The 11,481-nt window shown below is 66.1% G+C and carries 14 protein-coding genes and 1 tRNA gene; 7 read left to right on the top strand and 8 right to left on the bottom strand.

What is annotated here, in order from left to right; genetic code table 11:
* Window positions 1–64: 64 nt before the first annotated feature.
* Both QRN63_RS14545 and QRN63_RS14540 read right to left on the bottom strand, forming a co-directional pair.
* Window positions 65–137: transfer RNA gene (locus QRN63_RS14545), tRNA-Arg, on the bottom strand.
* A gap of 85 nt (window positions 138–222) precedes the next feature.
* Window positions 223–924 (bottom strand): DUF4396 domain-containing protein, encoded by a 702-nt coding sequence (locus QRN63_RS14540; protein WP_285031446.1) that lies wholly within the window; start codon window positions 922–924, stop codon window positions 223–225.
* A 390-nt stretch (window positions 925–1,314) separates the two neighbouring features.
* On the opposite strand from QRN63_RS14540, the gene QRN63_RS14535 reads away from it, so the two are divergent.
* Entirely contained in the window at window positions 1,315–2,088 is a 774-nt protein-coding gene (locus tag QRN63_RS14535; RefSeq protein WP_267315718.1) for a hypothetical protein, read from the top strand.
* A 27-nt stretch (window positions 2,089–2,115) separates the two neighbouring features.
* Here the strand turns inward: QRN63_RS14535 and QRN63_RS14530 are convergent, their stop codons facing one another.
* Window positions 2,116–2,415, bottom strand: a complete 300-nt coding sequence (locus tag QRN63_RS14530) for a hypothetical protein (RefSeq protein ID WP_267315717.1) — start codon at window positions 2,413–2,415, stop codon at window positions 2,116–2,118.
* A complete protein-coding gene (locus tag QRN63_RS14525; protein ID WP_267315716.1) occupies window positions 2,415–2,798 on the bottom strand; it encodes a heme-binding protein in 384 nt (127 codons plus the stop codon). The genes QRN63_RS14530 and QRN63_RS14525 overlap by 1 nt, the downstream gene beginning before the upstream one ends.
* 277 nt (window positions 2,799–3,075) lie before the next feature.
* Between QRN63_RS14525 and QRN63_RS14520 the strand changes: the two genes are divergently transcribed.
* The 3 genes from QRN63_RS14520 to QRN63_RS14510 are packed head-to-tail and all read left to right on the top strand — an operon-like array spanning window position 3,076 to window position 5,291.
* A complete protein-coding gene (locus tag QRN63_RS14520) occupies window positions 3,076–3,861 on the top strand; it encodes a bestrophin-like domain (protein ID WP_285031445.1) in 786 nt (261 codons plus the stop codon).
* A 48-nt stretch (window positions 3,862–3,909) separates the two neighbouring features.
* Entirely contained in the window at window positions 3,910–4,311 is a 402-nt protein-coding gene (locus QRN63_RS14515) for an ArsR/SmtB family transcription factor (RefSeq protein WP_285031444.1), read from the top strand.
* Entirely contained in the window at window positions 4,308–5,291 is a 984-nt protein-coding gene (locus QRN63_RS14510; RefSeq protein ID WP_285031443.1) for a cation diffusion facilitator family transporter, read from the top strand. Before QRN63_RS14515 ends, QRN63_RS14510 begins: the two co-directional genes overlap by 4 nt.
* Here QRN63_RS14510 and QRN63_RS14505 read toward each other — a convergent pair.
* Both QRN63_RS14505 and QRN63_RS14500 read right to left on the bottom strand, forming a co-directional pair.
* Window positions 5,288–5,722 carry an ester cyclase gene (locus QRN63_RS14505; protein ID WP_285031442.1) on the bottom strand — a complete coding sequence of 145 codons (435 nt, stop codon included), beginning with the start codon at window positions 5,720–5,722 and terminating at the stop codon, window positions 5,288–5,290. The two genes, QRN63_RS14510 and QRN63_RS14505, sit on opposite strands and share 4 nt — an antisense overlap.
* Window positions 5,723–5,770: 48 nt before the next feature.
* On the bottom strand, window positions 5,771–6,133 hold the full coding sequence (locus QRN63_RS14500; RefSeq protein WP_267315711.1) for an ArsR/SmtB family transcription factor: 363 nt from the start codon (window positions 6,131–6,133) through the stop codon (window positions 5,771–5,773).
* Between the two features lie 83 nt (window positions 6,134–6,216).
* Between QRN63_RS14500 and QRN63_RS14495 the strand changes: the two genes are divergently transcribed.
* The gene (locus QRN63_RS14495) at window positions 6,217–8,145 is read left to right on the top strand and encodes a heavy metal translocating P-type ATPase (protein WP_285031441.1); all 1,929 of its coding nucleotides are present in this window, start codon (window positions 6,217–6,219) and stop codon (window positions 8,143–8,145) included.
* Here QRN63_RS14495 and rd read toward each other — a convergent pair.
* Window positions 8,133–8,315: a rubredoxin gene (gene rd, locus QRN63_RS14490; RefSeq protein ID WP_020098970.1), complete on the bottom strand. Its 183-nt coding sequence runs from the start codon at window positions 8,313–8,315 to the stop codon at window positions 8,133–8,135. The genes QRN63_RS14495 and rd overlap by 13 nt on opposite strands.
* Before the next feature lie 28 nt (window positions 8,316–8,343).
* A complete protein-coding gene (locus QRN63_RS14485; protein WP_285031440.1) occupies window positions 8,344–9,426 on the bottom strand; it encodes a fatty acid desaturase in 1,083 nt (360 codons plus the stop codon).
* An 83-nt stretch (window positions 9,427–9,509) separates the two neighbouring features.
* Between QRN63_RS14485 and QRN63_RS14480 the strand changes: the two genes are divergently transcribed.
* Both QRN63_RS14480 and QRN63_RS14475 read left to right on the top strand, forming a co-directional pair.
* On the top strand, window positions 9,510–10,226 hold the full coding sequence (locus QRN63_RS14480; RefSeq protein ID WP_285031439.1) for a TetR family transcriptional regulator: 717 nt from the start codon (window positions 9,510–9,512) through the stop codon (window positions 10,224–10,226).
* Window positions 10,227–10,269: 43 nt separating this feature from the next.
* A complete protein-coding gene (locus QRN63_RS14475; protein WP_267315707.1) occupies window positions 10,270–11,481 on the top strand; it encodes an acyl-CoA dehydrogenase family protein in 1,212 nt (403 codons plus the stop codon).

The following is an 11,481-nucleotide window of genomic DNA, read 5'->3' as shown; positions in this document are numbered from 1 at the left end:
ACACTGTCGCCCATCACCCGAAGACCAAACGTCAAGCATCACCCGACGTCATACAACACCAGAGTGCCCCCGGCAGGATTCGAACCTGCGACACCGGCTTTAGGAGAGCCGTGCTCTATCCCCTGAGCTACGGGGGCGGGACCTATCGAGATAGAGACCCATAGGGACGACTCATGCTAAACGCCGGGCGCCGCATTGCTGGCATCGGGATTCCGATGCCGGTCACGGTGCCGGGTGTGCGGACGATGCTGCTTGGCTGTGCGGCGCGGTCTCGGGTGCGCCGAGTTGATCTGCGACGGCGACGACCAGGCCACCGAGCATGAAGGCCGTGATTGCCGCGGTCAGCGTCGGCGTGCTCAGGCTGGGGATGAATCGTCGAGCTCCCGTGACGGCGGGACCGCCGCCTCCGTGGTACTTGTGCGTCAGTGCGTGGCCTTTGCCTTTTTGCAGCAGGTACCGGTTCACCGGGTAGGCGGCGAAGAAGGCGACAGTGAGCGCGATCATCATCCCGATCCAGAAGATCGGGTTGACCAGACCGGCGTTCATCGCACCCGGGATCACTGCCATGACCACGTTGTCGACGATCTCCATGGTCGCAATCGAGAGGGTGTCGGCGGCGAGGACCACGCTGAGCGCCGTGCCGATCGCCAAGCCGGCTTTCAGTAGCGGCAGCGTCGACAGGGTGTAGCCGAAGACGAAGGCCAGCGCGATGGCCAGGCCGATGGTCGCCAGGTTGGTCAGGCCGAGGGCCGTGCCGATGATCAGGCCGACGATCTCCCCGATGGCGCAACCGGTGAGGCAGTGCAGTGTTGCGCTGACTGCCATCGCGTTGATGCTGCCGCCGTGGTGCGCATGATCCATGTGAGAGCTGGGGTCATGTCCGTCGTGGTGGTTGGCGTGGTGGTCGTGGGACTCGCTGGCCATGGTGTCGTTCCTCGTCGTCCAAATCAAGCGGCGGTGGCGGTCAGTTCCACTATACCCCCTGGGGGTATATATCGTGCAGTGTGTTCGCGGGTTGGAAGTCGATGGCGACACCATCCGCTTCAAGAACTTCGCCGAGTATCGGACAAAGGCCACCCGACAAATTTCGGTTCTAGGACTTACGCCGATCGACGGGAAGCAACACAGGTTGATCCTCTTCCGTTGCGACAAGGGGGGCGATCCGTACCCGCGTGAAGTGCGGAAATTCGGCAATATTTACGCCATCGCAGAATCGACCTCCCGATCGGCGAATTGCATGGTCATTACCGGGCAAATGTCAAATCGCAGCAATCGTGGTAATGGCGTTCTCTGGTTGTCTACACTTCCGTCCAAATGTGTGAATTTGACATGAACGCGTGCGATCCCGTCGATGTGGCGCACCAGTTGGACGCAACCGGCGTCGCACGGGTAGCAAACGCCGTGCAATGGGATTGGGTGATTGATTCCCGGGCGGAAATCGACCGCTGGCTGGCCGAGTACGGCGAAAAAGACCATTTCATCCTATCGCCGCAGGACGGGCACCTGGAATCGATTCACGCTTTCATGGCGAGCGATTCGGTGCGCACATTTCTCGACAATGTCGTCCGTCAGCGATTCCCGGACCGTGCGCATGAAATGGCCGGCACCGCGGTCCGCATCGTGGCGGGGCCGCATGCCGACGGCGATGCCTGGTGGTTCCACTACGACGCCAGCGTCGTGACGATGGTGGTTCCGCTGTTCATCCCCGACGCGGAACCGGGCCGTTCGGGGGAGTTGGTGGGCTACTTCAACAAGCGGCCGTTCCGGCGGTCGGTGCTGGTCAACATCTTCGACAAGATCGTCCACCAGAGTGCGACGTTCCGGCGGCGCATCTTGGAGAGCCTCGGCCGTGCCGGTGGCCCGACTGTGGTCGACATGAATGTCGGTGATGTGTACCTGTTTTGGGGTTACCGCAGTCTGCACGCCAACATGCCGATCGCCTCGGGGCAGCGGCGTGTCACGTTGCTCATCCACTATGGCCAGCCGCACGAGCCCAGCGGCGCACTGACCGCGGCCAGACGCCTGCACTGGGCACTGCGCGGCCGGACCGACGCCGCGGACCAGCCGGCCGCCGCAGGAGCGTACTGACCGGCGTGGTCCGAGGCGGGTACGGGCTCAGCGGCAGGTGTTGGCGCTGACCCAGCGGCCGTTCCAGCCGACGCAGCCCTGAACCGGCGGCGGTGGCGGTGGCGGCGGCATGTCCTCGGGCAGCGGCGCGTAATAGGCGGGCGGCGGTGCGTACGGCGCGACGGCGCCGAAGTCGGTGCAGCCGCTGACGGTGATGCGCCGGCCGGCACCGAAACAGACGTCGGCACTGGCGGTGCCCGCGGGGATGACAGCGATCAATCCTGGTACGGCGGCCGCGGCCAGTGCGGCGGCGATCAGCCGGCGGTGGGGACGTGGCGAGGTACGCATCAGTCGCCCAACAGTGGACGGTCGGGCTGCTCGAGGCCGCAGCGGTCACGGAAATCCGTCATGGGCTGACGGATTGCCTGAAGTTCACTGTGCGCCTGCGGGTTTGCGTTGAAGAACGTGCGGACGTCGTTGGCGACCTCGTCGCGCGGCTTGCCCTGCAGGCTGCCGTAGAAGTCGTTGACGTCCGGGTGGGTGAAGAGGTACGCCGAGGCCGCCGCGGCGACACCCGAAGCGACCCCTGCGAGATCCGCGGGTGTGCAGTTGGGCGCCGTCGGAGCGGCCAGCGCCGGACCCGACATCGGCAGGGCGACGGCCATGATGGCCATGGCGGCTCCTGCGGCAGCCACGACCGCCCGTTGGGCGACCGATTTGGTGAAGACCATTGCCGTATCCCTTTCCACGCTGCCAGGTCCGGGTCGATCGACCACCGGATACAGCCGGACTGTAGCAGGCGGATTGACCCCGCCGACATTTTCTGTGGCGGCCCGGTCCGGGGCCGATGAGGCGTCAGCTCTGTGCTGCGGCGTTGACTGTGGTGCCGGCCGGGCCGGACGTTGCCGGCGCACCCGGCAACCGAGCGGTGTTGTGCGGTTTCGTGCTCGAAGGAGTTTGCCGGAATGCTTGGCAGCGCCGCGGGGCGATTGGCATGCTTGATCAACTATGGGTGATCTCGGAGTGTTCGGCGCATGGCTGATGCTGGCCATGGTGGTCGGCGGGGCGGTCTGCGTGGCGATCGGCTGTGTGTTCGTGACGCGCCGCATCATCGCGCGCGATGCGCGCCCCGAACAGAACTCGTTCCTGTCGCCGTTTCTCACTGTTGTCGGCCTGGTCTACGGGGCGCTCCTGGGGTTCACCGTCGTCGTTGGTTGGCAGCAGTTCCTCAGTGCTGAGACAAACGTCGCCAACGAAGCATCGACGTTGACGACGCTGTACCGCCAGACCGTCGCGATGCCGCAACCCGAGCAGGCACAGGTGCGTGAGCAGTTGCGCAAGTACGCCGCCGCGGTGCAGGGACCCGCCTGGGGTATGGACGAATTCGCCGACATCAGCAACAACGGCCGCGTCGCGCTCACCGAGCTGTATCGCGTTGTGGGAACGCATGGTTCGGGAGCGACCGTGAGCCCGATCGATTCGCAGTTCCTGAGCGAGCTGACGGTGCTGGCCTCGGATCGCAGCGAGCGCATCCTCAATTCCCATCAGCGCATCCCGGCGCTCCTTTGGAGTGCCCTGATCTTCGGCGGGACCGTATTGATCCTGCTGACCTGCTTCATGCGGCTGGAGAACGCCCGCGCCCACGCGATCCTGGTCGGAGCGGTCGCCATCCTGTTGTCGCTGCTGCTGTACGTCATCTACACCCTTGACCATCCATTCGGTCCGATAGGTGTTACGCCGCAGCCGTTTTCGCATGCGGTCAAGGTGTTCGACATGGTGGACCGCGGCAGCTGACCGTCGCTTCCCGGATCGCCCCGCCGTTCAACGGTCTATTATCTGCGTATGAATGCAGATAACCAGGTGCCGGCGCCGCTCGCCGACGACCAGGTGCGTCTGGTGGTGGAAGTCTTCCGGATGCTCGCCGACCCCACCCGCGTCCAACTGCTGTGGGCGTTGAGCGCGTGCGAGCTGTCGGTGAACGAACTGGCCGGGCGCGTCGACAAGCCCGCGCCGTCGGTGTCGCAGCACCTGGCGAAGCTGCGGATGGCGCGGCTGGTCCAGACCCGGCGTGCCGGGACGACGATCTTCTACAGCCTCGAGAACGAGCACGTGCGTCAGTTGGTGGTCGACGCGGTGCACAACGCCGAACACGCGGGTCCCGGGGTGCCGGCCCACCACCGTCAGGATCCCGGCGTGCGGAGCCTCGATGCCGACACCGCCGCGCGCACGGGCGGCCGGCGATGAGCGGGCACCACCACCATGAACACGCGCACGATCACAGCCACTCCCATGGTGGCTGGGGCGCGATCAAAGGTCTGTTTGCGCCCCATTCCCATGACGCGGCGGACAGTCTGGACAGCGCGCTCGAATCGAGCGCCGCCGGTATCCGGGCCGTGAAGATCAGCCTGCTGGTGCTCGGCCTCACCACCGTGGTGCAGATCGCCATCGTGGTGGCGTCCGGATCGGTCGCCCTCGCGGCCGACACCATTCACAACTTCTCCGATGCCCTGACCGCGGTCCCGCTGTGGATCGCATTTGCGTTGGGCGCCAAGGCCGCAACCCGCCGCTACACCTATGGCTTCGGCCGGGTGGAGGACCTGGCGGGGTTGTTCGTGGTCGGCATGATCGCGCTGTCGGCGCTCATCGCCGGTTATGAGGCAGTGCAGCGGTTGATCCACCCGCACGTCATCGACCACGTGGGCTGGGTGGCACTGGCCGGGCTCGTCGGATTTCTCGGCAACGAAACGGTGGCGGTCTACCGCATCCGGGTGGGGCGGCAGATCGGGTCGGCGGCGTTGGTCGCGGACGGCGTCCACGCGCGCACCGACGGCTTCACGTCACTGGCCGTGTTGCTCGGCGCCGGCGGCGTTGCCCTTGGATATCCTCTCGCCGATCCGATCGTCGGGTTGATCATCACCCTGGCGATTCTGGCGGTGCTGCGCACCGCGGTGCGAGATGTGTTCCGCCGCTTGCTCGATGGCGTCGACCCGGCGCTCGTCGACACCGCCGAGCAGTCGCTGGCGGCCGAACCGGGAGTGCGGTCGGTGCACAGTGTGCGCATGCGCTGGATGGGCCACCGCCTGCATGCCGACGTCGAACTCGACCTCGATCCCGAGCTGAGCCTGGCGCAGGCCCATCAGATCGCCCACGACGCCGAGCATCATCTGGTGCACGCGGTGCCCAAGCTCACGACCGCGTTGGTCCACGCCTACCCCGCGCGCTAGATCCTGCCGACGGCGCCGAGCTGCTGGAGCTGGGACAGGGTGTCGACCACACCCCAGACCTCGGCGATCTTTCCGTCGGCGAAGCGAATGATGAACATCTCCTCGTACACAACGGTTTTGCCGGTCGGGGCCAGTCCGCGGTACTCGCCGAGGTGCGTCCCGGTCACCGTCTGTCGTGACGCGATCTTGTCATGGTCGACGACCATGTCGTCGACCATGACATGGATGTCGGGGAAGGCGCGCAGGAGCAGCGTCCAGATGAGCTTCATGGTGTCCGGCCCGGAACCTGCCGCGAGCGGTGAGTGGACCACGGCGTCGGGGAGGAGGACGTCGTCGATCGTCGCCACGATGTCGTCGATGTCTCCGCTGTTGCAACTGCAGTGGAACCGCTCGAAGGTCGCGACATTCGTGCTCGTGGGTGTCGTGGACATGGACCCTCCTTGCGATGTGGCGCAACGGTTCACGAGACCACCCGGCGCTCAGCCCGCGTCGCCGGTGCGGTCTGCCAGCCCCAGTCTCAGGTGCTCGCTGTGATACACGGCTTCGTCGAGCAGTTGCGCGACGTGGTTGTCGTACAGGCTGTAGACGATGCTGCGGCCACTCCGGGTGCCGGTCACCAGTCCCAAATTGCGCAGGAGCCGGAGTTGATGGGAGACGAGGGACTGCTCGAGGCCGATCGCATCAGCGAGGTCGGTGACGGAGCGAGACCCTTGGCGTAGCTCGGTCAGGATCATCAATCGGCTCGGAGTGGCGAGAGCCTGCAGAGTCGTGGCGACCTGAGCCGCGGCGTCAGCGTCGAGACGCCCGGTCGGGCGGTCGCGCCCCTCGACACCATGTCCCACCGTTGTAGTGTACTAGAGCGCACACATGAAGATGTATTCATTTGTTCTGATAACGTTGACTGCATGAATCTGCGAGGTGCGTCATGGCGACGGTGACTCAGGTTGCCCGGTCGGTGACGGCCGGTGTGGCGGTGGCGCCGTCGCGCCGCGGGTGGTTCGATCTGCCGGAGATGCGTTGGGCGGCAGCGGCTTTGGCGTTGTTCCTCGCTGGTTTGGTGCTGCAGATGGCCGGTGGTCCGGCCTGGGTTTGGTGGGCGCTGTACCTCGCGTGCTACGTCACCGGCGGTTGGGAACCGGCGCTGGCCGGGCTGCGGGCGCTGCGCGAGAAGACCCTCGACGTCGATCTGCTGATGGTCGTCGCCGCGATAGGTGCGGCGTCGATCGGCCAGGTCACCGACGGTGCCCTGTTGATCGTCATCTTCGCGACCTCCGGCGCGTTGGAAGCGCTGGCCACCGCGCGGACAGCGGACTCGGTGCGTGGGCTCCTGGACCTGGCGCCCGACATGGCGACCCGATTGTCCGACGACGGTGAGCGCGTGGTGCCGGCCACCGAACTGGCGGTCGGTGACGTGGTGCTCGTGCGGCCGGGGGAGCGCATCTCCGCGGACGCCACCGTGATCGACGGCGCCAGCGAGGTCGATCAGGCGACCATCACCGGTGAGCCGCTGCCGGCCGACAAGGCCGTCGGCGACGAGGTCTTCGCCGGCACGCTGAACGGCACCGGGGCTCTGCGGATCCGGGTCGACCGACGGGCCGCCGAATCGGTCGTGGCGCGCATCGCGGCGCTGGTGGAGGAAGCGTCGCAGACCAAGGCCCGCACGCAGCTGTTCATCGAGAAGGTCGAGCAGCGCTACTCGGTCGGCATGGTCGCCGTCACCCTCGGGGTGTTCGTGATCCCGCTGCTCGCGGGCGACACCGCGCGGGAGGCGCTGCTGCGGGCCATGACGTTCATGATCGTGGCGTCGCCGTGTGCAGTGGTGCTGGCGACGATGCCGCCGTTGTTGGCGGCGATCGCGAATGCCGGACGCCGCGGCGTGCTCGTCAAGTCGGCTGTGGCGATGGAGCAGCTCGGCACCGCGACCCGCGTGGCGTTCGACAAGACCGGGACGCTGACCCGCGGAACTCCGGAACTCGCCGAGATTTGTTTGCTCACAGGAGATTTCACAGAGGATCAGGCGCTGACGCTGGCCGCGGCCGCCGAGCATCCCAGCGAGCACCCGCTGGGCGCGGCGATCGTTCGCGCGGCGACGGCGCGTCGACTGGTCCTGCCGCGCGTCGTCGATTTCGCCGCCGAACCGGGTCGCGGCGTGCGGGCCGCTGTCGACGGATGCACGGTCACCGTGTCCTCGCCGTCGCTCGCGAGCGCTGAGGCGGCGGCGGAGATGGAGCGGCGCGGTTGCACCGCGGTGGTCATGGCGGTCGACGGGCGCGCCGTCGCGGTGTTCGGTATGACCGACCAACTTCGTCCCGACGCCCACGGCGCGGTCGCCGCCGTCGCCGCCCTGACGGGGCAGGCTCCGGTCCTGCTGACGGGCGACAATGCTGCTGCCGCAGGGCAATTGGCCGGTCGGGTGGGTATCGTCGAGGTGCGCGCCGGCCTGCTGCCGCACGACAAGGTGGCGGCGGTCCGGGACCTGCAGGCCGATGGCGCCCGGCTGGTCATGGTCGGCGACGGCATCAACGACGCGCCTGCGCTGGCGGCCGCCCACCTGGGCATCGCGATGGGCGGCGCCGGTTCGGATCTCACGTTGCAGACCGCAGATGCCGTCGTCGTCGGTGACGATCTGCGCACCATCCCCGCGGTGATCGCCCTGTCTCGGCGCGCCCGCCGCGTGGTGGCGGCCAACCTGGGCATCGCGGCGACTTTCATTGCGGTGCTGGTGGTCTGGGACCTCGTCGGCACATTGCCGCTGCCGTTGGGTGTGGCGGGCCACGAAGGTTCGACGATCATCGTCGGGCTCAACGGACTGCGGCTGCTCCGGCGTGGCGCCTGGGGTGCTCAGTCCTCGTAAGGGACGAACTCGTCCTTGCTGACACCGCAGACGGGGCATACCCAGTTGTCGGGGATGTCCTCGAACGCGGTGCCGGGGGCGATTCCGCTGTCGGGGTCACCGTCGGCAGGGTCGTAGATCATGCCGCAGCGCACGCAGATCCACAGCTGGGCGGTTTGGGTCTCGGTCATGGTGTTTCCGTTCGGGGTAGCGGTGTGGTCAGGGCTCGACGTGCGCCGGGGCGAGGCTGAAACGGTTGGCGCGCTGGAACGTGCCGAAGTCGTTGAAGCGGACGCCGTTGTCGCGCAGCACTTTCTGGCAGTCGTGCTTGATCGCTTCGCGTAGGTAGAACGGATCGCGGACCAGGAAGTGGTGGATCGCGTGCGTCTCGCCGAAGTTGAAGCACAGGGCGTGGAACGGCTTGAGCCACTTGGCCGTCCATACCTGCGTCTGCTGCATCACGTTGTGCTCCTCGACGTCACCGTAGTAGTGCATGTTGGAGCTGACGAAGTGCAGGCAGAACGTGCGCACCGCGTTCGGCGCCAGCAGCATGACGGCGACGAAGTTCAACGCGGTCACCCAGGAGCCGGAAACAGTGTTACCGGAGACGAATTCGTACCCGTGCACGCCGATGAACAGGTGCCACAACGTGTAGTGGATGGTTCCGAGCGGGAAGTACAGCGCGAGCGTCTTGGCGGCGAGCTGGCGCGCTTCTTCGGGGGAGCGGGCCTCGTGCTTGATGTAGGCGGTGACGATGGCGCGCTGTCGGAGCGGTTTGGAGTAGATGCCGAGCATCGAGTCCATCAGGCTGAGCAAGCGATGGCTGCCCCAGCCCTCTCCGTTGGTGATGCCCCGCTCCTCGAGGTCTGAATCGGTGCCCGAGACCTCGTGGTGGTGCAGGTGCAGCGTGCGCCGGATCCAGGGGTTGATGGTGCTCGGCCGGAAGAACCAGACACCGAACATCATCACGTTGTGGACCACGCGGTTCTGCCGGAAGTACATCGAGTGGATGAGGTCGTGTTCCAGTTCGTGCAGCAATGACAGCCAGAATGCGGTGATCAGGATGGTCGCGTACCAGGGCAGGATGCCGGCGGCGTAGAGCGCGGCGTCGACGAGTACGCCGGCGATGGACATCAGGAAGATCGCCATTCCGACAGCGTCCTGATGGGCGGCCAGGAACGGATGGCGTTCGCGCCAGTCGTTGCCGATGCGGATGAGTTCGCCCCGGATTGCGGCGATCCGGTCGCGGTCTTCCTCGGCTAGGTTGCGCTCGCCAGGTAGGCGGGTTGCGATGCGTGCCATGATCTCTCCATTCAAGTTAGAGAACGAATGTTCTGTAAGATATGGTTGTCGATATGGCGAGGTCAATAGCTATAGTTGGTTTCGTGACGGGCAACACAGAGAACAAACGCTCTCTATCTGTCGAGGCGGACTCCCGCAACGGGCGGGACCGGCATGGGCGCCGGACGCAGCAGGAGCGCCGCGAACACACCCGCCGCGCGCTGATGACGGCGGCACTCGAGCTCACCGGTGGCGGTTCGAGCTTCGATGCGCTGAGCCTGCGGCAGCTCGCCAGCAAGGCCGGCGTCGCGCCGTCAGCGTTCTACCGCTACTTCCAGTCGCTCGATGACCTGGGCCTGGCAGTGATCCATGAGACGTTTCGCACGCTGCGCGAGATCATGGGAGAGATGGCCACTCTGGACATCGATGCATCCGGCGGCGCCATCCATGTCGGCGTGCAGGCGCTTCGGGGGGTGGTGGCGCGGGACCATGCGCACCTGGCGTTCCTGGCGCGCCAACGCGCGGCCGGTCATTCGGTACTCCGGCGCGAGATCCGGTCGGAGATCCGCTTGTACGCCAGTCAACTGGCCACCTACATGGCCCGGTTCGAGCCCATTCGGTCGTGGAGCGTCGGTGATGTGGAGATGCTGTCGAGCATGTTGATGGCCACCATTCTCGCCGGTATCGACTCGATGCTCGAGGTCATCGCCCGCGGGCTCGACGACGAGACCACGGCGCGCGATCTGGACGCAGCCGCCGCGATGCTGGAGCGCCAGATTCGGTACCTGTACGTCGGTGCCACCGCGTGGCGGAGTAGTTGATCCATGACGGAACTGAAACCCTTTGACTATCAACAGGAGTGACATGACATTCTCACTACAACCCAGCGATGACGTCATCGAGGTGCGCGACTGGGTGCACCAGTTCGCCGCTGAGGTCATCCGCCCCGCCGCCGCGGAATGGGATGAACGGGAGCAGACTCCGTGGCCGATCATCCAGGAAGCGGCGAAGATCGGGCTGTACTCGCCCGAGCTGTTCGGCACCCAGGCCGCCGAACCGAGTGGGCTCGGCATGCTGACCGTTTTCGAGGAACTGTTCTGGGGTGACGCCGGAATCGCGCTGTCCATCATGGGCACCGGTCTGGCCGCGGCGGCCTTGGCGGGCAACGGAACTCCTGAACAGATCGGTCGATGGCTTCCGGAGATGTTCGGCTCGGCGGCCGATCCGAAGGTCGCGGCCTTCTGCTCGTCTGAGCCCGATGCCGGCTCTGACGTCGGGTCCATCCGGGCCCGGGCGCGCTACGACGAGGCCACCGGCGAATGGGTGCTCAATGGCACCAAAACCTGGGCCACCAACGGTGGCATCGCCAACGTGCACATCGTGGTCGCGTCGGTGTACCCGGAACTCGGCTCGCGCGGCCAGGCCAGCTTCGTCATCGGACCGGACACCAAGGGGTTGTCCCAGGGGCAGAAGTTCAAGAAGCACGGCATCCGGGCGTCGCACACCGCAGAGGTCGTGCTCGACAACGTGCGGCTGCCGGAGGATGCGATCCTCGGTGGCCGGGAGAAGTTCGAGGCCCGGGTGGCTCGGGTGAAGTCGGGTGCGTCCGCGGGTGGCCAGGCCGCGATGAAGACGTTCGAGCGGACCCGTCCGACGGTCGGCGCGATGGCGGTCGGCGTGGCCCGCGCCGCCTACGAGTACGCCCTCGACTATGCCTGCCAGCGTGAGCAATTCGGCAAGAAGATCGGAGAGTTCCAGGCCATCGCTTTCAAGCTCGCGGACATGAAGGCCCGTATCGACGCCGCCCGGCTGCTGGTGTGGCGGGCCGGGTGGATGGCGCGCAACAATGTGCCGTTCGAAAACGCAGAGGGCTCGATGGCGAAGCTGGTGGCCAGCGAGACTGCCGTGTACGTGACCGACGAGGCGATCCAGATTCTCGGTGGCAACGGCTACACCCGTGACTATCCGGTCGAGCGGATGCACCGCGACGCCAAGATTTTCACCATCTTTGAAGGCACCAGCGAGATTCAGCGGCTGGTCATCTCGCGAGCGGTGACCGGTCTGACGATCCGCTGA

The sequence above is a fragment of the Mycolicibacterium sp. lyk4-40-TYG-92 genome (assembly GCF_030209435.1).
Taxonomy (GTDB): Bacteria; Actinomycetota; Actinomycetes; order Mycobacteriales; family Mycobacteriaceae; genus Mycobacterium.
The sequence above is the reverse complement of the archived record's forward strand: the minus strand, read 5'-3'. Positions and strand labels throughout refer to the sequence as shown.

Bases quoted from the DNA above. Each gene is read 5' to 3' on its own strand.
- QRN63_RS14540 (WP_285031446.1), bottom strand. From the start codon at position 924: ATGGCCAGCGAGTCCCACGACCACCACGCCAACCACCACGACGGACAT.
- QRN63_RS14535 (WP_267315718.1), top strand. From the start codon at position 1,315: ATGTGTGAATTTGACATGAACGCGTGCGATCCCGTCGATGTGGCGCAC.
- QRN63_RS14530 (WP_267315717.1), bottom strand. From the start codon at position 2,415: ATGCGTACCTCGCCACGTCCCCACCGCCGGCTGATCGCCGCCGCACTG.
- QRN63_RS14525 (WP_267315716.1), bottom strand. From the start codon at position 2,798: ATGGTCTTCACCAAATCGGTCGCCCAACGGGCGGTCGTGGCTGCCGCA.
- QRN63_RS14520 (WP_285031445.1), top strand. From the start codon at position 3,076: ATGGGTGATCTCGGAGTGTTCGGCGCATGGCTGATGCTGGCCATGGTG.
- QRN63_RS14515 (WP_285031444.1), top strand. From the start codon at position 3,910: ATGAATGCAGATAACCAGGTGCCGGCGCCGCTCGCCGACGACCAGGTG.
- QRN63_RS14510 (WP_285031443.1), top strand. From the start codon at position 4,308: ATGAGCGGGCACCACCACCATGAACACGCGCACGATCACAGCCACTCC.
- QRN63_RS14505 (WP_285031442.1), bottom strand. From the start codon at position 5,722: ATGTCCACGACACCCACGAGCACGAATGTCGCGACCTTCGAGCGGTTC.
- QRN63_RS14495 (WP_285031441.1), top strand. From the start codon at position 6,217: ATGGCGACGGTGACTCAGGTTGCCCGGTCGGTGACGGCCGGTGTGGCG.
- rd (WP_020098970.1), bottom strand. From the start codon at position 8,315: ATGACCGAGACCCAAACCGCCCAGCTGTGGATCTGCGTGCGCTGCGGC.
- QRN63_RS14485 (WP_285031440.1), bottom strand. From the start codon at position 9,426: ATGGCACGCATCGCAACCCGCCTACCTGGCGAGCGCAACCTAGCCGAG.
- QRN63_RS14475 (WP_267315707.1), top strand. From the start codon at position 10,270: ATGACATTCTCACTACAACCCAGCGATGACGTCATCGAGGTGCGCGAC.